Below are 20,131 nucleotides of genomic sequence, written 5' to 3' on the forward strand. Positions count from 1 at the left end.
GGTGCAGAAGAAATCAATAAAGGTGAATTGACGGGTAAAGATTTGATAAAGAAATGGCAATAAAAGTAATTGACGGCGGTCTGGTTATCAAGGCAATTTTGGATGCAACCGAAGCAAAGAAAGAGGCAAAGGGGTTGGCTGATGAACTTGAATCACTGACTAACGTAAAAGTTTCGCCTGATAAACAATACCAGCTTAGGTTTATTGAATCCATACGACAGGCAAGGTTGGAAGCTGCAAAGAGCAGGGCTGAATACGAGTCATTAAGTGCAACCTATGTCAGAGGAGAGATCGATGCACAACAGTATAGGCAGGAGATATTGAAGCTCAATCAGCAACGTAAAGAAGAGGCCAGACAGGCAAGGGAAGTAAAGAAAGCCCTGTTGGAGAATAGTGCCTACAAACAGCTTGACAATGAGCTGAAATCACTTAGGGGCGCATCCAAGGATCTATTGGCGGAAATGGTCAAACTTGAAAGACAAGGGTTAAAGAATACCCAAGCCTACCGAGCATTATCAAACGAAGCCAATAGACTGACGAAGGAAACAAATGTTTTAGACCGTCAGATGAAATCCATTGATGCTTCAGTAGGACAGCATTATAGAAATGTTGGAAATTATGGAGATGCAATTTCTATGGTCGCTCCACAGATTTCGCAATTTGCCGGGAGATTGGGATTGTTGGCCGCAGGAGTTGCTGCAGTTGGGCAGTCATTTTCATCAAACCTTAGGTTGGAACCTGTCGAACGTGCTTTACAGGTTGTTAGTGGCAGTACCGATGAATTTAATAAAAACCTTGAATTTCTAAGGGAAACCTCAGATAGATTGGGGCTGAACTTTATTGCTTCTGCCGAATCATTTAAGTTGTGGCAAGGGTCTGCAAGATTATCCAATCTTACTGCTGATGAATCACGTAAGATTTTTGAATCAGTTGCTAATGCTTCTGCCAAAATGAAGCTTTCAAACGAACAGGTTCAGGGAACTTTCCTTGCTCTTAGCCAAATGATGTCAAAAGGAAAGGTTCAAGCTGAGGAATTGCGAGGCCAATTGGGGGAACGTATTCCAGGAGCGTTTGAAATGGCGGCAGAGGCTATGGGTGTAACAACAGCCGAGCTTAACAAAATGCTTGAAAAGGGAGAAGTGATCGCTCAAGATTTCCTTCCTCGTTTCGCAGATCAGCTCGACAAAACTTTCGGAAACGATAAGAACGAGCGAATACAGGGAATGTCCGCTTCCATTGAACGTCTTAAGAACAATTTTGAGGCATTATGGCAAAGTGAAAAGGCCACCAAATTCTTTACTGCTGTAACGGACGGTCTTTCCGGTCTTCTTTCGGAAGCGAACAGATTGATCGGTTCCAATTCATGGAAGGAACTTTGGAGAAGATTGGGGGAATACGGACAGAGTGCAGGAGGTCAGTTGATGACCGTGGAAGATTTCAGAAACCAATTCCTTTCAACTAAGGAATTTACTGGCAATAGGGCAACCCCTAAAAGAAATGAATATTATTCCAAGATTTCAAAAAAAGAATTTGATGAAGAACTGAAACTGGCCAAAGACCATGCTAAAAAAATGGAAAAGGCCTCAACAAATTTTCAAGCTGCTGTTTTGAATAACCGTATTAATGGAAGTAAAACTATGGTTAGCCAATACAAGCAGCAGGAGTCATTGACCAAGCTACATCTTTCAAGATTGGAAAGGATAGGCAGGGATAGGGGTTTTATAGCGATTCCAAAGTTTGTTGCTCCTGAGAAAAATACTTCCGATAAAACAACCACAACTTCCAAAAACAATTCAAGCGCTGAAAGAGCAGCAGAAAGAATTAAAAGGGAAAATGATGCCGAAGAAAAGGCACGTCAACAACAGCTCCAAGAGCAGTCAGATTTTCAGAAGAAGATATCAGATATCAAAGAATCAATTAGAAGAGATTCCCTATCCAAAGAGGAACAGGATATCCTCAAGATACGAGACAGGTATGTGGAACTTTGGAAAGAAGCTGAAGAAAAGAGAGCAAAAGGTTTGAAGGTCGACACCAGTGACCTTAAGCAGCTTGAACAGACCGAGATCGATAAGTTTTACGAAAACAAAAGAAAAGAGGAAAAGAAAAAAGAAGAGGATAAGTATAAGGAGCTTATCGATACTTTAATAACATATGAAGGAAAACGAGAAAAAATCCTTAAAGAACACGACGCTAAGCGTACACAATTAACAGCAAAGGGTAACTTTGAAGAAGCACATCAGTTAGATCTAAAGACAACTGAGGAACTCAATGCTCTTGATGATGCTAATATACAAAAACTACAGTCTTACAGGGATCTTTTTGAAGGTGTCGAGAAACTAACGGATGCCAGTGCAAGAAAAGTCCTAAAGTCGGCTAAGGATGAACTTCTTGGAATTACCAATATATCCCCTGAACTAAGAAAGAAGATTGAGGAAGTTATCAGGGATACTACAAAGGCAATCGATAATAGATTACCTCAGAGGATTTCCCTGATGTCAGATGCTTTCTCGGAAATGGCAGGATCTGTTTCAAATGTGAACGAAGAGCTTTCTTCCATGCTCCAAGGGGTTTCAAACCTTTTGAGGTCAATCACTCAGATAAAGTCTGGATTCGATGACCTAAAATCGGCATTGAAGAATTACACTGAACAAAAGAATAGTGGTGAAGGTGGACTTTTGGGATCTATTTCCGCCATAGCTGGAATAGGCGGTGCTGTGGGTCAGGTCGTAGGGGCAGTTGCCCGTGTTGTTGGGGGTATAGTCGGTTTCTTTAAACAGGCGAAAGAGTCCGCGCGCAAAGCTCGTGAGGAAATGGAAATATACCATGCATCCGTTATTGCCGGAGAAAAGGAATACAAACAATTGTTGAGGGAAAGAGCACGTGATCAGGAGAATATCAACGAGCTTACAAACAAAGAGCTTGAAACAAGGAAGCAGATTTTATCCCTTCAGGGAGGAGATTCAAACAAGGATTTTTTAAGCCTTCTGAGGGAAATCCAAAAAAGCGGACAGCAGATTACAGGACAGAAAACCGAAAAATACGGTGGTTTCCTTGGAATCGGTAAAAAAACTCGGGTTGTAGATGTAACTGCTGGATTGGCAGGATATACGTACGAAGAACTAGAAAGGCTTTATACAAGTAACAAACTTACAGAAGCAACTAAAAAACAGTTCGAACAGCTACAGAAGCTTAAAGGTGAGGTTGATGATATCGCCAAAGAGTGGGATAATGCACAGGAAATCCTCAAAGACCGAATGAGCGGAAACATTTCTTCAGATTCATTACTGAACAACCTTAAAAACAATCTTAGGGAAGGCAAAAGGGCAATAGAGGATTTTGGTGATGATATAGAAGGAATAATTCAAGACGCCCTCCTATCTGGCATGGCATATCAATACCTTAATGAACCTTTAAAAAAATTGGTAGATCAATTCAGGAAGGATTCATTGGATGGATTGGACGAAAAAGAGATAGCAAATTTTAAGGATGGTTATGAGGCAATCGTAAAGACTGGAATTGACCTTGCAAAAAAAGCAGAGGATATTTTAGGGAATCCGATTGGAACAGCAACATCATCCAACGCAGGAGTTTCGGGGAGGGTAAATCCAAGCATCAAGGAAACAACTGCAAGCGAGATCCTCGCTTTTGAGAGGTCACGTTATGAAATAGCAACTAAACAGCTTGGGGTGTCGGATAAACTGCTCGTGGTAGCAAACGATAACCTTATCGCACTTAATTCCATACAGGTCAATACTGCTAATACGGTAGAGAGGTTGGACAGGGCAGTTGTCGAACTACAAGCGATAAACAGGAACACATCACCACAATCAACAAGGCAATATACAGGATAATGTATTTCATCAACAACATACCGTTCTCGGATTTCGGACTTGTTCCGGGCAGGGCAAGCAATAGCAATATTGCGATATCCGGTTGTTGGGATATGCCGGAAAGGATTGGCAAGACTCACCATGTGTGGGAGGAATCCAACGAGATTGAACCATACCTGAGGGCGGATGAGATATTCTTCGGTGGACGTGATATAAATGTATTCTGCTGGCTGAACGAATTGGATAGACCGCGCTTCATTGAGAAGATACAGTCTTTCTATACGGTGGTGGATGATCTGCAGAACGGATTGTTCCCATTGCGCTGCCCATTGGGCGAGTGGATGGTGCAGATCGTGGACGCGCAGCCCGTGAACTACCTGAACAAAGGTTATGGCAATATCCAGCTAAAATTCAGGCAACCTGTTGTGGAGATGGGCGGTAGCCTTCCCGTAACCTCAAGTGGCGGAGTGGGTATAGATGGATATTCGTTCGGAGACCTTAGTTTGGTGAAGAAACTTACGAAGAACCAGGCTGATAGAGCATCATCAAGAAAGCTTGAAACGGTATCATACAGCAGGGAGGCGATCGGAAGGGTAAGAAGGCAATCAAGGGAATTCACTTTGGATTTCTTCATTGATCAACCGAGTTATCCGGCGTTCAAAGCCTGTGTAGGAAATTTTGCATACCTGCTATCAAGGCCGAACGCAAGAACTCTACGATTGGACGACAACACCACGCGTGAGGTATTTGCAAAGGATGGTTTTCAGGTGAGTAACGTAAGGGTTGCAACAAATAGGGTGACGGCATTCCTTTCGGTAAGGTTCACCGAGATAAGGATGCTCGAAAACTGGAATTTGTTGGTGGACAACGGGGGATTGGTCCTGGTGGACAAATATGGTCAACCATTAACGGAAATATTAAAGAGATTTTAGAAATGGCAGAAGGAACAAAAGACGTAACACAGGCAGAACAACGGACAGATGCATTGGCAACGGACACCGTTTTGCTCATTAATTCTGTTACCCAAGAGGTGCAGCAATTGCCCATTAACGAATTAGGAAAAGCGGTTGCAGGACAGACCATGGTTGCCCCTGCTGATTTTGATGAAGTTTTTGGGGTTTAGGATATGGAAACAGTTACAAAGATGGTGCCTATACGAGCCGAGTACAATGACGGTACGGTTGTTATATCAAATATCCGTGATCCACGGAGCAATGAAATGGCTTCATACACCATAGTCAACACATGGTTCGACGGTACAACTATGGACGATGGTAAGGTGGATGCCCATGGAGTTTATACGAAGCTGAAGGACACAGGCGAATATGTCAGGAAGAACCTCCCAAACTGGGGGGAGAATTTCCTTGAGGTAGACTCCGTGACACAACTCAGGAGCTTAGATCCTTATTTCAGGTTATTGATCCTTGTCGGATACTATAAGGGCGTAAAGCTGAATGGGTATTTTTCCAAGGACGATACACCTGCACCGATCATCTATTTTGTATCAGCCACTACATCCCCTGATGATGGTGGGTCGATATTCTCATTGGGATATTTTAAGCTTGAACATAAGTTCGTGGGAGAGATATATTCATCCTATTATGGTGACAATTATAATAAATTGATACAATACGTCAATTCCAATTCAGCGGTCACTAAGCTGTTTTTCGATAAGGAGATAATATTTTCGATGACTTCCACTTTTGCTGCCATCGTGAGGAACAACCTTGTGATCGAGTTCAATAACAAGCTTATTTCAAATACATCCAGCGGTAACCAGTTCACGATCCTTAGGGTGGCGGGCACGGATATCACATTGAACAACATCAATCTTACAGCGCCAAACTATTCCGAGAGGTACCCGCTACTGACCATCCTATACGGAAAGAACATAAAGATAAACGGTGGGTATATTGGTGATAGCATAAAATCCGTTGAGATCGCAGCCAAAGGATTGGATGATTCCGCACAGAACGTAGACGGTGTATTCATAAACAACCTAAAGGTGAACAACGTTGTGGACGGGATCTACATCGGTGAAAGCACGAATGCACCCCGGGGAGCGATCAATAATGTTGTTATCAATGGGTGTCCCATTATTGGAGGGAAGGGTACAACGGAGGAAACTGGAGGTGATGGAATAAAGACCACGCGGTTCTGCACGAACATTACAATTACCCACAACACAATTGACAGGTTCGGAAGGGATGCGATAGATCTTTACGCTTCCGGGGACAAAATAAAGGTATTGGGAAATGCACTTACTAATTGCCTGGTCAAGGCCATCGATATAAAATCTGATACGGACGCTTATCCGGAAGATATGTTCGGCAGGCATGGTATTGATATACTTATATCCGACAATCAGATACTCTATAATAGGGAAGGTATCTCGATCGATAGAAGCTTAAGCAATGTGCTCTCCTACAACAAACAGATACAGATACACAACAACAATATTTCCTACAACAAGGACCTCGGTGTTTTTCTTTGTGGTCAGTATGTGAACATAAAGAACAATATGTTCGTAGGGAATGGCAAGTTGACCGATAGGGTCGGTGATTACGCAGTTATCAGACTTGGCAACGACCAATTGATCAGGATAGCAAAGAACAACGATATCAGCGGTAATACTTTCATAAACAATGGAAGGAGTATTTCGGATACGAATTATGCGGTTAGGGTTGGTGCCCATTCAATAGGGAATACAATTTTCGATAATAGGGTTTACAACGAGCCTGACCTCGACAACGCAGTCCAGACACGGGGAGTATATGTAAACGCCTATACCAAGAATAAGGTTTATAATAATTCAATAAAGGTAATCGGGGAGAGTTATACCATAATCGATGGTGCAGATATAGAAACAGCCAACAATGTCAGTCTTAATGTGCCTTTGGTGGAAGGGGATTCATTCCTGTATAGGGCAGCAGAAGCTAAGCAGATAAATACCATTACCCTCACAGCGAACGAGGATTGGGCCATTGATGCGGACGACAACTATGTGATAGCAATGGTACGGATAAGCGGCTCAACGGAAAACACCATAGCTTTCTTCAATCAGGGGACACACAGTCTTTTGAGGGCGGTAGGTAAGGTATTGCCATTGACCATCCCCGATTCGATCATGAAGGAGAACGATGTTTTAGTGGCCAGGGTGTTCAAAACGGGAACTCCTATCCCTACCAAACAGATAAACATTACAGTAAGTATTTTTTGATAATACTATGAACGAAATCCAGTTATACAGAAACGGAGCTGCAACCATCCTTTTACCAATTGACGAGAACACGGTCTATTTCGATGAGTGCATGGGCAGGTTCGATATTACGGTAAAGGCAGTATCACCAACCCCATTGGATATCAAAATGGACGATTATCTTGAATACAACGGGGTAAGGTTCTCCATAAATATGCCGTTCCAGCTTGTAAGGGGTTCGGTGTTTTCATACAACATCGTATTCGAGCATCCTTCCCGAGCGTTGAGCGATATCATATTCAAGCATGTTGGTGCTATTGAGTTCAGTTTTTTCGGCACCCCTCGGGAGTTTATTGAGCTATTGGTAAACAATATGAACGTTGACGATTCGGGATGGACCTTAGGAAAATGTGATGATGTGGAACCAATGGCCATCGAATTCATATCCTCGGGCAACGGGTACACTTGTAGGGCGGCATTGTCCACTATTGCTCAATCTTTCGGCCTTGAGTTCTGGTTTTCGGGCAGCGGCAAGACAATCAACCTCACCAAGCAGGCAGGAGAGAAAACCAATATCGATTTTGAACACGGCCGTGGTAAGGGACTTTACTCGGTAGAAGTCGGATCGACCGATTCGCCATTGTACAATAGGATAATCGGCTATGGAGGAACCGAGAACATCGGCATTGATTATAGGAACGGAGCAACAAGGTTGACCTTTGATCCTGGATATATCGAGCGTCCGCTTCTGCCTGGGGAAAGGCGCAGGGAGACATCCATCATATTCGAAGATATATTCCCTGAAAGAACAGGGACTGTTACTGATGTTTCGGTAGATAGGTTTACATTGACCGATACGTCCATCGATTTTGATCTGAACGGCAATGCAATTGAAGGAGAAACTGCTAAAGTGATGTTCAAATCGGGGATGCTCGGTGGTAGGACGTTTGACATTTCCTACAACCACAGTTCGAGATCTTTCCGTCTTACCCCCGCAGTTGAGAATGGTTATTCTTTTCCAAATGAATTCTTCTATCCTGTAGTTGGTGATAAATATAGCTTCGTTGGCATCTATCAACCAAAGAGCTACGTCGATAATGCAGAAGGAAGATTGAAAAAGGCAGTTGAGGATTCCTTTCGGAAGGAGCGTCCGCCATACCGTGTGGAGATCGATGAGAAATACATGCGGGAGAACGGATTTTCGCTCAAGTCTGGAGATCGTGTCCGCTTGAAGGATTCCGCATTGGGTATCGATGATATTATCCGGGTGACCTCTGTAAGCTTTCCTTTGGTAAATCCCCATAAATGTACGGTCGTGATCAGTGATAAGCTGACCTACCATCAGGATGTGCAGTTCGTTATCGAGCAGGAAAAAGTCAAGGATGAAGTAAAGGTGGTGGATAAATCCGTTACCGAATTCAACAGAAACCAGAGCTATGCCATGAAGCAGTTCCGCAACATGGTGTTCGATCCTGATGGAGGATTATCGGAGACGCTGCAGGTACTGATGATTGAAGCAATGGCAGGTGTGTTCGGAGCGGAATCACAGAATTTTGACCTGCAGGGGGTTTTCATCAAGGCAAATGTTGATGGGAATCCAAACAAGATTACGTTCACTTCGGGGAAACTTATCCATTACAAATATGAGATCCCTGAAGTTGGAAATGTTTGGAATATGGCAGCGTTCATGGAGAACAGCCTTGTACCCGGTACACCATACTATATTTCTGCAAAATGCTCCAGGACCGAACTTACCGGTACATGGATGGTATCGGCAGAACCTTTCGGTGTTGATGACTTCCACGGATTCTGGAACTTCAATCTCGGTGTAATATCAAGCGTAATAGACGGTCAGAGGTTCACTAATATAACCAAAGGTTTTACATATATCACTGGCGGACAGATACAGACCGAAAGACTGATTGCGCAATTATTGAAGCTTCCGTATATCACCATTGGGAAGAACGGCAGAAACGCGATTGAGATATGGTACGACCTTGCACAGACAAAACTTGCAGTTACCCTTGGGTTGGTGAACGGTAAGCCTCAGATGATATGGTATGATGAACAGACCGGTCAGGAGATATGGAACGCTTCCAAGAACGGGATAGTGTATGTAACATCGGTTTCCGAAAGTTGGAGGGATGAGGGGATGCTGTTGGTGCAGAGCCTTTCAACGAGTGGACAAGAGGCGGATTTGTCGACGATCAGGGCAAACATCCAATTCAATGCTTCCAAGATCGGGGGGGCAGCATCCAGCACAATGGAAATAAAGAGCGATTTCATCGCGAAATATTATGACCCAGGGAACAATAATGAAACCGAGGCAAATTCGGTATATGAGGGGTACCATAACACTAATGTTAAGACCGATCCTTTCATCGCGAACGGATATTATGTGATCACAGGTATCTCTCCAAATTTCGACACATACGCTTCACCCAATAACGATAATAATTTCCAGGTGATGGTGTTAAAGATCTGGAGCGGAAAGTTGGTGGATACCCTCACAGTTGATGTAATGGTTGCATGGTAATAAAAAATAGGATTTAAACAGTAGTAAAATGTTAGTAAAAAATATTAATAGGTTTTTAAAAAAGTTGTTTTGTAAGCATTCATTTATATCATTTGGTATAAGCAAAGTATTTAGACAATCTCCATTTCATGAAAATGGAATTGGTTGGATGCATTATTGTGAGAGGAAAAAATGCGTAAAATGTGGAAGAAGAAAGGAGGTTGTTCTGTAATGAAAACAGGAGAGAAAGGATTGGAATTGATAAAGAGCTTTGAGGGATTCTACCCAAAGCCATATAAAGACCCGATTGGTATTCCTACCATCGGTTACGGTTTTACATACTACTTACCGGATAGACGTAAGGTAACCATGCAGGACAGACCATTGACAGAACATCAGGCAACATGTATGCTGCAGGAGATATTGAAGGGTTATGAAAATGATGTATTACGCTTGGTGAAAAAGCCATTAACACAGAACCAATTTGATGCCTTGGTGAGCTTCACCTTCAATTTGGGGGCGTCAAACCTTGGCAAGTCAACGCTATTGCGTAAGCTGAACGTCAACCCTAATGATCCTACCATCTGCGACGAATTCGCGAAGTGGAATAAGGCGGGAGGCAAGGTTTTCAATGGATTGGTCAGGAGAAGGAAAGCGGAAGCAGATTTATATTTCAGTAAGTAAGGGGATGAACGAGCAAATAAGACTGGCCTTAAAAAGCCCATTAACGTATGCGTTAATCATAATCACTGGAGTTGCAACATATTTCGTCACTGCCTACAACAATAGAAGTGATGATAGCCTTCATGCGTGTAATGCACAGATTGATTATCTAAAACTACGTGTGGACAAATTGGAAAAGCAATTGGATGAATATACAAAGGCGGTTATGTTCAAGGATGCCCAGGTTAAAAATAGAGATCAGGTTATTGATTCCTTAAAGATGGAGGGAATAAAATGAAGAATTTAGGTACATATTTTCTGATAGCGGTAGTAGCTATCCTTATCATTAAGATTGTTTGGTTTCCAAATGAAAAGGAGGTCAGAGTTGAAATACCACCCGAAATAAAGGAGGCCGTAAATGCAACGGTGGACAACGTCAATAAGAATATCAATAAAAAAGGGTATGAACATGCTGTAATTGACGACAAGGAAAATATCATTAAATCCATAAGCCAACTTGACGATACGTCCAAACGTAAGCTGGATAGTGTTATGAACCTCCTTGCAATTGAGCGTAAACAGTTCAAGGAATGGAGACAGTACAATACCACCATTGCGGCAAAGGATCTCCCTGCAGAATCCAACGATACCGGATATTCGTTCAAGGATAAATATGCATCAATAGAATTCATAAGCCCAAAGGATACTTTTGGAAAGGGAACATTCAACTTTACCTATAACGCAGAGATCAACTATGCTGAATACTGGAAAAAGGAGTGGTTTTTAGGGCGTAAGAAGAACTATATTGACTTTTGGATAGCTGACCCAAGGGCAACAATCAATGGTGTTAAAAGGGTTAAGATTGAGCCTAAATCCGATAATGTGAAATTTGATCTGAATGCAAGTGGATTCTATACCGACAGATTGAATTTAGGTGTTGATGGGGGCTTGAGTGTAGGACGTACTCGGATTGGAGCAGGGTATTACTACGATATGGTAAATAAACAGTGGAGGCCTTTGGTAAGTCTTAAATATAGGATATTGGAGTTTTAGAGATGAAAATGGACTGTAGGACAATTTAATCGACAGTCCATTTTTTTATTAATTACCCAATCGAAATAGAATTTCCATTAATAACTAAGCCATTTGTACCTGCGCACGTATTTCCTGCGATAATTGCCTCATTTAATATTAGTCTTTCGTCTGTGGCATAAATGATATTTCCTTCTATTTGGAAAATTCCTGTAATATTGATTACGGCTTCAATACCGTTGGATTCAACATAATCCTTTATCCAATAAACATTTAATATTTTGGATTCTTCTAAGGTCAATTGTTCTACTTTTAGAATCAAAGATCCGTCTTGTTGAGTTACTGTAGTATGCTTTTTATCAAACTCTACTTGGATATCTCCAGAAGATGCTACAGGTTTGCTCTTAGCTAATTTTATCACTCTTTCACCATCGGCATCCTTAATGTCACAATCGACTACCAGATAAGAACCATCACTTCTTTCTCTGAACAATTCCCTAATCCTAAAGAATTCTATTAATTTTCCATCTTTGACGTAAGAAATAACGCCGTCTGTTCCAATAAATTTGTTTGAACCGAAAGTAACTGCAATTTTCATAGTATGTGTGTTTTTCTACAAGTTATATAATAAAAATGGATTTTAATCCGGGGCTTTTCCATTATTAAAAAAATCCCCAACAAATCTCTTTGCTGGGGACTAATCAATAGCAGTATGGTCTTAATAATCTCTTTTAAAAATGGGCAGCACCCGAAAGCGCTACCCTTTACTAATTATATACCTATGATTCATCAGCATTGATCTCACTAACATGATAATGCCTTATAAACATCTAAATGTAGTAAAACTTTTTAAAAAACACAAGCCTACGATCTGGAGATGCAGGCTTGAAAACTAATTATTAACCAAAGTCTTGAGACTTATATTATCATGGGTAAATATATAAAAAAATGATCATAAAAAAGCCCACCATGTTGAGATGGTGAACTCCCTAGCAAGTAATGCTTGAGTAATGAATAAACAAATGTAAATATAATCAAATTAAAAAAGAATTCCCTGCAAAATTTCTTCGGCAGGGAATCGTCAATTTAAAAACTATTGGGTTTTATGAAGTTTTTAAAAAGAGTAGCACTTGAATGTGCTACCCTCAATCACATTTACCTATGCAAATTATCAGTTTTGATACTTCGAGTATCTATTAGACTGACATTTGTTCAAATATATGGAAAATAAATAAAAAAATAATCCCTGACGGGAATGTCCATCAGGGCCAATAGTTAGATATGAAAATATTTTAGTCTGAGTAGATTCCACTTTTGTCTAGGTAGATCTCATTTCTTCCGTTAGGAAAAACTTCATCAATAGGCGCAAATACATCAATCAGATCTTCACGATAACCTTCCAATAGATAATCCATTTTTTCCGGGTCAACAATATACATACTATAAATCGCATCATCATCAAGGAAACTTATGTCTGATTTAAGTATATTGACCTGATATCTTTTGAAAAGTTCATTTGCTGAATCCCTTTCGATCTTTACGAGGTTCTTTGCCGAAAGATCAAAGCTTTCCATTTCCTTATCCAATTTATCTGAATATTTATCTGTTAGATAATTTAGATATAGGTCTCTGTCCCCCGTTCGTAGGGCTTCATTTCTATATGCTATCTTCTCTGGTGAGAGATCGAAATCATAAAGTTCGGGCTGTTCTTTGTATTGGAAATGTACGTTGAATTTTTCCAATCTTTCTTTCAAGGTCATTTTTCTAATTTATTTAGTTTTAGTTCCCAAATTAAATAAAATATAAGTTCAATTTAAAATGAAGCAATCATTTTTTTTGTTAAAAAAAATTCTGTGCGATACAGTAAATTGCCTTGGTGTATCAATTTAAGGAATTGGTATAATACAAAATATTCTCTCCAGTATTAATACTTATTTCTAATTTAATTAACACCAATGCAACTTATTATTGTTTATGAATATATGGAAACGCATAACGAATTCGATCTGAACAAATTTCTTTTGAGACATGCAATTTGGATCAAGGAAACTCAATCGCAAGAAAAGGCAGAATTCTTTATAAAAGAAACATTGAAGGAGCACCCAAAGGACAGAAGGAAGTTACTGTTTTTGATTAGGAAAGTTTAGATAGCCTAACGGCTGGTTAGGCTTATCCAGTTTTTTAGTGAATAACCTCGAAAACTCGGATGTGCATGTGGGGTTTTATTTAAGTAGGTTTGAAACCAAGAAATATCCAATAATAGCTCCCATTATAAAAACTATTCCTAAGCAGATCAAAATTATATCCCTGTTTCTGTTGTCCATACCCTAATATAGTAAAAAAAGCCTAACGGTGGGTTAGGCTTGTAGAAAATTCGGTTTAAATTCTTGTTAATAAGAAATATTAGTGGTAAGGACTTTTCCAGTAGAAACAGCACTTTCCTTAACAACTTTACCATCCACTAAAATCTGTGCTTTCAATGTGGAGTTGTCATTTGGCCCAATTGCATTCGCTGAAATAGCCGGTGTTTTTGAATAAATATTCGCATCACTCGTCCATTCACTACCAAAATTTCCTGTTTTGCTAACTGGAGAATCCCCATCGTAATATACAATGACCGAAATATTCACACCAGTAGATCCAATCAATTTGTACTGTACTTTCTTCGTTCCTGTCCCAGGTGTATCATCATCCTTACTGCATGATGAAAAAGCAAAAGTTAATGCTAATAAAAGCATGGAAAAAATTTTTAGATTTTTCATAGTTTTTTGGGTTTAAATTTAATTGTGAGATTTTTTTTTACGCAAAGATTATACCAAAAATGTTGTTTAAATATAAATCACCTGAGAACCAGTAATCCAAAAAGCTTTAATTCTCAATCCTTTAAACAACTCAATAGCCTTTTCGCTGGCTCTCTCGGTGGCTTGTTGCATCGTTCGTTTAATTTTCAATAAATTCTAAACTAAGAATTATTGATGTTATTTGATACGGTTAAATTTCAATTTTAGTGGATTGCCACCCCCTCTAAAATAAACCTTTTTAATTCGATATCTTTGAATTTTGAAAATACAGACAAAAAACATTAAAATAATCTATTCTTTTTCAGTATGTTTTATGAAAACTGCCAGTAAAGAGGTGGATTACTAGAGATCGGCTGAAATATAAATCTTAAACTTTGCACTATCTATTCAGATATTTCGCAAAGCCACTATTTACTGCCATATTTAAACGACTGGTAAAATAAAGTTTATTTTAATTAAATTTGAAGAAAAAGCAATTATGAACAAATTATCATTTGAAGAGTGGAAAAATAGTATGTCATTTATGATAGATGATGACTTTGATAATAATTTTTTACTTTCCATCGAACCATTGACAAAATATATTAACTTAAATTGTGTTCGTTTCTCAAGTATTGAAGATCTTTCTGCCTTCTTAACAGAAGAAGATAATTTTACTCCTATCGAAAAACTGAAAGCCTTTGTTTCCTTAATTGGTCTATCTGAAGAGAGACTTAAGAGAGTTGTTTCACTTTTAAGGTATCGTTATAATGGTGAGGAATTTAGGACAGAATGGGATGTAAAAAGAATTAGTAAAACCATACAGGATGATGTTGATTTTAGGCTCTTATTAATTGATTTTTTTATCAACGGAAGGAATTCAGAACTTGGGAAAGAGATTCCGCTTTACTATATGAGAAATTTCAAATTGAATGAGCCAAATTTTATTGAGGATTTAAAAGGATTTAAATATGTTGAGCGAATATTAAATGATAACGAGATTATAGACAAGTATTCTAACAGAGTTGGTGCTCACGTTGAGAAAATAATCCAATCAAAACTCGATAGCTATAAAGTTCAAACCAATAATACATTAAAATATGAAATTCAAAAAGAGTTTCCTCTTTTAAATAAGAATATTGACTTTTTAATACCAAGTGTTGATGCTCCAATTATTTTAATTGAATCGTCATATAATATAACAACGGGTAGCGGGCAATCAAAAAGAGCTGACCAATTAGTAGAGTTTTACGGCATTTTGATGCGTCACAATGCGAACCATAGAGCCAATAAAATTATTATGCTCAACTATTGTGACGGTTTTGGTTGGGTTGGTAGACAAAACGACTTACATAGAATTTATGATGCAAGTGATTTTGTTTTCAATCAAAAAACTCTTAATGTACTTGATGAAATTTTGAATCAATATTATCCAAAGCAGTAAGTAGTTGATTTTTAGATTTAGCTAACTTTTCAGCAACAAATTCTACAACAGGGACAGCAACTGTATTTCCTAACAAATCAAAGGCATCATATTCTTTCGTTGGAATTTCGAACCATTCTGGATATCCAAATAATCTTAATCCTTCACGAATTGTTAATCTTCGCAAACCATCTCTATCAGGAACAGCTAAACGGGAAACATCAGTTGCTACTAGAGTAGGGGCAATTCCTTTAGGGTCAAGTACTTTGTTTACTTCAAAACTTAATTTACCTGTAACTATGTTATAGCCTTTTGGTTTTGTTTCGTCATATTGTCGGGTTGTTGCAATACCATTTTGGGTTTGAACTTTCACTAATTTTTTAGGATGTTCTAATTTCAAATACCCCTTTTTGGTCAAGTCATCTAGCAATGATTTCAATTCCTTTTTAGGCAAATCTATAAAGGTATTGATTTGCTCTAAAGTTAAAGCCATTCCGTCCATCCAATCAATACCAATTTCTTCTGCCCACTGTTTTTTACGTCTTTGCTTAAACAATTGATTGAGAATTTTGGCCTGCTGCTTAGATACACTTCCCTTTATTTCAATATCCCAACTATGAATATTATTGACACCACCACGCTTGTCTTTTATTGATTTTCCGTACAAATCTTCGATAGAAAAATGAGACAAAAGTTTATTAATAAAATCAGATTTTAAAGTAGGCAATCCTTTTTCCAATATACTTTCCAAGGCATTAAAGCGAGGTTCATTACCATTCAAATCTATCTTCTCATCTTTCGTACCAACGATAAAAATTCTTTTTCGCGATTGTGGCAAACCAAATTCCAAACTATCGAAAACTTTCCAAGTTGTTTTGTAACCCAATTCGTTTTCGAGTGTGTGTAGAATTGTTTTCAGTGTTCTACCTATTTCGTCATTCTTATATTCTAAATCGTGTTTTACCAACCCCTCAACATTTTCAAGAATAAATCCGTAAGGTTGTTTCTCCCGCAATATTCGTTCTATTTCAAAAAACAAAGTACCTCTAGTGTCTAAAAAACCTTGTCGTTTTCCACCTGCACTAAAAGGCTGACAGGGAAATCCACCCAAGAGAAAATCAAAATCAGGAATAGATTCATTTCTGATTTCAAAAATATCGCCAGCCAAAAATTCGTGTTTGAAATTATGTTTTAAAGTTTTTAAGGCATAAGGTTTTATTTCGGACGTCATCACACATTCGGTTTCTATTCCAGCATCTTTAAATGCTTTTTCAAAACCTAAACGGATACCGCCAAGACCAGCAAAAAGGTCAATAAATTTTACAGAATTTTTTTTCATTTTTTGGACGTTTTATTATGTTCGCTTGGCTCGGCAACCATCAACAATTGGCTTTCGTAATCTTTAATTTCCAAACTATGACAACCTATAACGGTAAGACATTGCAACAAAAAAGTAGCACTAAAACTGCCCCGACTAATTTTACTATCGATGCTTGCTTTCGTTTCTTCGATGCCAATCTCGTTGAGTAACCCAACCAAATCTGCATTTGTAACACCACGCTTTATCATTTCCGACTTTAATAGTCTTTTTGCTTTATCGTCCCAGTTTGACATAATTAACATAGATTACTTTTGCAATATTCAACAATAATTATCATATTTGCAAATAAAATAACGAAAATAAATTAATATCGCAGGTAACAACCATACATGTTATGACTTATATCTATTATATTCGGGATTTTGACCGTTTTTGGTCATAATGCACTAACCTAGATTGTATCTTATCCGCTAAGCTTCTGAAATGCTTGTCAGTAGCGTATAAGTCTTTGTACTGCTTAATCTGATAGATTACTGTGCTGTGATCGCGACCTCCGAACACCTGACCAATCTCTAGCAATGACATCGATGTATCACGTCTCAGAAAATAGGAGATAATGCACCTAGCTACTGACAGCTTACGAAATCTTGATTTGCTTGCTATTTCTTCCTGTGTGACGTTCATCAGTTCGCATACAGTATAGACTATAGGATCTTGGTATCTGTTGGTGAAGGCCATTCTAAATGGCCTGTCTAGTCCTGCGTATATTAGTGGGGTCATTCCTCAAATATTTTAATCTGCTTATTCGGTTTGTTCAATTGCTCCTCGGCTTTGATTGCTTCGAGTTTCTTTCTTGCTAATGAAATTACCTCTAGCATCTGATCGTGATTCAACCCATTCTCCTGGAGATAGGCTATTATCATATCTGCTTGTTCTTGGATGGTCATTACGAAGCCTTCCTTTCTGATTTCATTAAGTAATTGCCCCATTGCTTAGCCATAGCTTCGGCAATTCCCTGGTAGGTTTTTGATCTCAATTTTGCTCTTTCTTCTCCTGGTGGGAGCTTCCATATTCTTTTCTCGCGGCCTTCAACAATGTTTGTTGGGGTAAGTTTTGGTAGGTTGTAAAGCCATAAACAAGTAGCTTTAGTTTCTCCATGACCAAACATCCAAGGTTGAATAATCTGGCTATATTCGCCGATGTATTCCTTAGCATATTTATGTGGTATTGGATTCTCTATTGCTACTGGAGTACCATTTTTAGCCACGGATTGGAATAAATTGAAAAACTCACAGGCTTGGTACATATCATCCCAAAGGTTACGTTCTGCAAGCCATCTAACTCCGCTATTGGATAAGCGAGTACAAGGAGGGTGAGCAATAATCAAATCCCATTCTCGATATAGCTGATGGGTAATATCTCCTTTTATATGCCACTCCGGATAACCACCGCTACAATCTTGCAGATCGCAGGAGATTGCTTCAAATCCTAATTTTCTAAATTCTATTGTTACCGCCTGGCTTTCTTCGCAGGCTATCAAGATCTTTTTCATCCCTCTTGCCCTCCATCTTGGGTGTGGGTACTGCCGAAAACCGTAAATCCTTCTTCATCGATATGTTTTTCGGCATTTTCAGAAACAATCCATCCGCTCCATAGTCCGGAAATCATATCTTCTCCACACTCTACCCAAACACCATCCTTATAATAGTATTGTTCATTTTTTGGTGGATAATACCCTTTTTGACCTGGGAAGTAAGGGCAGTTGTAATTTGGGTCTGACTTTTCTTTAAAAAGTGGTTTAAAGTTTTCCATTTGTGTTTGATTTTAAGTGGTTGTATTTGGTTAATAGTTCCTCCAATTCTTCAATAGATATAAAGTCCTCCACCCGTTGGAACTTTTTGAAATCCAGAATCTTTTTAAGGGCGGAGACAAGCTCCTTATTCTGCTCAATAAGCTCCTGTGTTTGGGATTGGGCATATCGTTCGGCTACTTCGTCAGTTATCATAATGAAATCACTAATTCCATTTTCGCTTTCAGCGTAGCTCCATAACATATCTTCAAAGGATGCCCTTTCAAAATCCTTAGCATACTGCTCTTTTATTTCCTCTAAAGTTTGACCTAGAACGGTCTTTGTTTTACTCATTTTTAGTCCTCCTTAACTTTTAATTTATCCGCGATACTTTTAAACTCCTTTTCAATCCTTTGTTTCTTTTCTTTTAAAGATTCAGGACGAATATCTTTTGATGCATTAGGATCAACAGTTGTTGCTATTGCATATTCAAATGGTGATACTATTGTTTTACTCATGGCTTAACCTCCTTTCTTGCTTTTAGCATAGCGTCGGCTATTTGGTAGGACTTCTTTGCTAAATCATTAAAATCTGAATATGTTCTTCCGTTTCCATTATACGCTATTCTCGAAAGTTCACCGTTCATAGCCAATCCTGCGAAGTGGTCACGTAGTTTTGATTCCTCAATCTCTGCGTATGATGTTGTTTTGTTACTCACCTTCCACCTCCTTTTCATCAATAGGTAGGGCGAGGCCTCTGTCGATTAAACCGAATACATCGAAGTGTAAACTAATTAACCAATTAACAGTTTCGTAATCCCATCTAAGAGGGTCTGATTGCCATTGAGTACCGTCTACCAATACGTAAAGTGTACCGTTTTCATCAACTTTAGTGTAGTTGTGAATTTTGTCTTTAGGCACGAACATTTCTCCATTATGCTCTATTTCCTTTGTAAGAGAAGATAGGTGACGAAGGAGGGGTTTACCTTCGTCAATTCTGCACTTCCCGTAGTCACCGTAAGGCGAGAATAAGTGAACGCCAAAGTCTGTAATATCGATACCCATTACTTCGTGCACTTCGTCTGACCCTTCGAATTTCCATTGCAGTTTGTACGGCAAATACGGCGCTAGTTCCTTTATTGTTAATCTTTCCATTTGGTTGTATCTCTAAGTCCATGACATTTTTTAAACTTCAATCCGCTTCCACATTTGCAAGATTCGTTTCTTCCCTGTGGTTTATCGGTATCGGGGTTGTAGTAGCCTAAAATTCTACCTGGATTTCTACTTCCAATCATAGCCACTGGTAGCTTTGCATGGTAGTTTATAATCCTCATTGCTCTATCGCTGACTGATGCACTCATATCAAGATATTTAGGCTCTTTTGGTTTATCTATATCCGCTAAATCAAAAACCTCGAAATCATTGTCTTTATAGAATTCTGCTTTGGATGTATCTTCGATATGCGCAACTTCGTGTCCATGCTGTCTCATTTCATCCATTATGCTTATTAAGTCTTTTAGCTTTTCACCTTCTAAGGTTCCGATTATTGCTATCTTTCTGCTTTCCATTCTCTTAGTGTT

Annotated in this window: 22 protein-coding genes; 9 read left to right on the forward strand and 13 right to left on the reverse strand. The window is 39.0% G+C overall.

Annotated features, from left to right (window positions below; genetic code table 11):
* Nucleotides 1-53 precede the first annotated feature (53 nt).
* The 8 genes from CRJ00_RS17775 to CRJ00_RS17810 all read left to right on the forward strand — a co-directional run bounded on the left by CRJ00_RS17775 (nucleotide 54) and on the right by CRJ00_RS17810 (nucleotide 11,260).
* Nucleotides 54-3,851: a tape measure protein gene (locus CRJ00_RS17775; RefSeq protein WP_099368071.1), complete on the forward strand. Its 3,798-nt coding sequence runs from the start codon at nucleotides 54-56 to the stop codon at nucleotides 3,849-3,851.
* Nucleotides 3,851-4,762, forward strand: coding sequence for a hypothetical protein (locus CRJ00_RS17780; RefSeq protein ID WP_099368072.1), 912 nt, complete (start codon nucleotides 3,851-3,853; stop codon nucleotides 4,760-4,762). The genes CRJ00_RS17775 and CRJ00_RS17780 overlap by 1 nt, the downstream gene beginning before the upstream one ends.
* 2 nt (nucleotides 4,763-4,764) lie before the next feature.
* The gene (locus CRJ00_RS17785; RefSeq protein WP_099368073.1) at nucleotides 4,765-4,953 is read left to right on the forward strand and encodes a hypothetical protein; all 189 of its coding nucleotides are present in this window, start codon (nucleotides 4,765-4,767) and stop codon (nucleotides 4,951-4,953) included.
* 21 nt (nucleotides 4,954-4,974) lie between these two features.
* A complete protein-coding gene (locus tag CRJ00_RS17790; RefSeq protein WP_180268530.1) occupies nucleotides 4,975-7,050 on the forward strand; it encodes a right-handed parallel beta-helix repeat-containing protein in 2,076 nt (691 codons plus the stop codon).
* A 7-nt stretch (nucleotides 7,051-7,057) separates the two neighbouring features.
* Nucleotides 7,058-9,565: a phage tail protein gene (locus tag CRJ00_RS17795; protein ID WP_099368075.1), complete on the forward strand. Its 2,508-nt coding sequence runs from the start codon at nucleotides 7,058-7,060 to the stop codon at nucleotides 9,563-9,565.
* 180 nt (nucleotides 9,566-9,745) lie between these two features.
* On the forward strand, nucleotides 9,746-10,228 hold the full coding sequence (locus tag CRJ00_RS17800; RefSeq protein ID WP_218962245.1) for a lysozyme: 483 nt from the start codon (nucleotides 9,746-9,748) through the stop codon (nucleotides 10,226-10,228).
* 4 nt (nucleotides 10,229-10,232) lie between these two features.
* A complete protein-coding gene (locus CRJ00_RS17805; RefSeq protein WP_099368076.1) occupies nucleotides 10,233-10,505 on the forward strand; it encodes a hypothetical protein in 273 nt (90 codons plus the stop codon).
* A complete protein-coding gene (locus CRJ00_RS17810; RefSeq protein WP_099368077.1) occupies nucleotides 10,502-11,260 on the forward strand; it encodes a hypothetical protein in 759 nt (252 codons plus the stop codon). Before CRJ00_RS17805 ends, CRJ00_RS17810 begins: the two co-directional genes overlap by 4 nt.
* A 52-nt stretch (nucleotides 11,261-11,312) precedes the next feature.
* On the opposite strand, the gene CRJ00_RS17815 is transcribed toward CRJ00_RS17810, so the two are convergent.
* From CRJ00_RS17815 to CRJ00_RS17830, 3 genes are all read right to left on the reverse strand, one after another.
* On the reverse strand, nucleotides 11,313-11,837 hold the full coding sequence (locus CRJ00_RS17815) for a hypothetical protein (protein ID WP_099368078.1): 525 nt from the start codon (nucleotides 11,835-11,837) through the stop codon (nucleotides 11,313-11,315).
* 694 nt (nucleotides 11,838-12,531) lie between these two features.
* Nucleotides 12,532-12,999 carry a hypothetical protein gene (locus CRJ00_RS17820; protein WP_099368079.1) on the reverse strand — a complete coding sequence of 156 codons (468 nt, stop codon included), beginning with the start codon at nucleotides 12,997-12,999 and terminating at the stop codon, nucleotides 12,532-12,534.
* A 630-nt stretch (nucleotides 13,000-13,629) separates the two neighbouring features.
* On the reverse strand, nucleotides 13,630-13,977 hold the full coding sequence (locus CRJ00_RS17830; protein WP_180268531.1) for an MmpS family transport accessory protein: 348 nt from the start codon (nucleotides 13,975-13,977) through the stop codon (nucleotides 13,630-13,632).
* Between the two features lie 541 nt (nucleotides 13,978-14,518).
* On the opposite strand from CRJ00_RS17830, the gene CRJ00_RS17835 reads away from it, so the two are divergent.
* Nucleotides 14,519-15,463, forward strand: a complete 945-nt coding sequence (locus CRJ00_RS17835; RefSeq protein ID WP_099368082.1) for a DpnII family type II restriction endonuclease — start codon at nucleotides 14,519-14,521, stop codon at nucleotides 15,461-15,463.
* Here CRJ00_RS17835 and dcm read toward each other — a convergent pair.
* From dcm to CRJ00_RS17880, 10 genes are all read right to left on the reverse strand, one after another.
* Complete coding sequence (gene dcm / locus CRJ00_RS17840) at nucleotides 15,417-16,781, reverse strand: DNA (cytosine-5-)-methyltransferase (protein ID WP_099368083.1); 1,365 nt, start codon at nucleotides 16,779-16,781, stop codon at nucleotides 15,417-15,419. The genes CRJ00_RS17835 and dcm overlap by 47 nt on opposite strands.
* A complete protein-coding gene (locus CRJ00_RS17845; RefSeq protein WP_180268532.1) occupies nucleotides 16,778-17,056 on the reverse strand; it encodes a DUF6471 domain-containing protein in 279 nt (92 codons plus the stop codon). The genes dcm and CRJ00_RS17845 overlap by 4 nt, the downstream gene beginning before the upstream one ends.
* A 115-nt stretch (nucleotides 17,057-17,171) precedes the next feature.
* Nucleotides 17,172-17,543, reverse strand: coding sequence for a helix-turn-helix domain-containing protein (locus CRJ00_RS19415; RefSeq protein WP_099368084.1), 372 nt, complete (start codon nucleotides 17,541-17,543; stop codon nucleotides 17,172-17,174).
* Nucleotides 17,540-17,710, reverse strand: a complete 171-nt coding sequence (locus tag CRJ00_RS18695) for a hypothetical protein (protein ID WP_180268534.1) — start codon at nucleotides 17,708-17,710, stop codon at nucleotides 17,540-17,542. Before CRJ00_RS18695 ends, CRJ00_RS19415 begins: the two co-directional genes overlap by 4 nt.
* On the reverse strand, nucleotides 17,710-18,315 hold the full coding sequence (locus CRJ00_RS17855; protein ID WP_099368085.1) for a hypothetical protein: 606 nt from the start codon (nucleotides 18,313-18,315) through the stop codon (nucleotides 17,710-17,712). Before CRJ00_RS17855 ends, CRJ00_RS18695 begins: the two co-directional genes overlap by 1 nt.
* On the reverse strand, nucleotides 18,312-18,575 hold the full coding sequence (locus CRJ00_RS17860) for a hypothetical protein (RefSeq protein ID WP_099368086.1): 264 nt from the start codon (nucleotides 18,573-18,575) through the stop codon (nucleotides 18,312-18,314). The genes CRJ00_RS17855 and CRJ00_RS17860 overlap by 4 nt, the downstream gene beginning before the upstream one ends.
* Nucleotides 18,562-18,906 carry a hypothetical protein gene (locus CRJ00_RS17865; protein ID WP_099368087.1) on the reverse strand — a complete coding sequence of 115 codons (345 nt, stop codon included), beginning with the start codon at nucleotides 18,904-18,906 and terminating at the stop codon, nucleotides 18,562-18,564. The genes CRJ00_RS17860 and CRJ00_RS17865 overlap by 14 nt, the downstream gene beginning before the upstream one ends.
* Nucleotides 18,907-18,908: 2 nt before the next feature.
* The gene (locus CRJ00_RS18910) at nucleotides 18,909-19,070 is read right to left on the reverse strand and encodes a hypothetical protein (RefSeq protein ID WP_180268535.1); all 162 of its coding nucleotides are present in this window, start codon (nucleotides 19,068-19,070) and stop codon (nucleotides 18,909-18,911) included.
* Nucleotides 19,071-19,262: 192 nt separating this feature from the next.
* The gene (locus tag CRJ00_RS17875; RefSeq protein ID WP_099368089.1) at nucleotides 19,263-19,706 is read right to left on the reverse strand and encodes a hypothetical protein; all 444 of its coding nucleotides are present in this window, start codon (nucleotides 19,704-19,706) and stop codon (nucleotides 19,263-19,265) included.
* Nucleotides 19,694-20,119, reverse strand: coding sequence for an SEC-C metal-binding domain-containing protein (locus CRJ00_RS17880; protein ID WP_099368090.1), 426 nt, complete (start codon nucleotides 20,117-20,119; stop codon nucleotides 19,694-19,696). Before CRJ00_RS17880 ends, CRJ00_RS17875 begins: the two co-directional genes overlap by 13 nt.
* Nucleotides 20,120-20,131 lie beyond the last annotated feature (12 nt).

It is taken from the genome of Sphingobacterium sp. 1.A.4 (assembly GCF_002734245.1).
Taxonomy (GTDB): domain Bacteria; phylum Bacteroidota; class Bacteroidia; order Sphingobacteriales; family Sphingobacteriaceae; genus Sphingobacterium; species Sphingobacterium tenebrionis.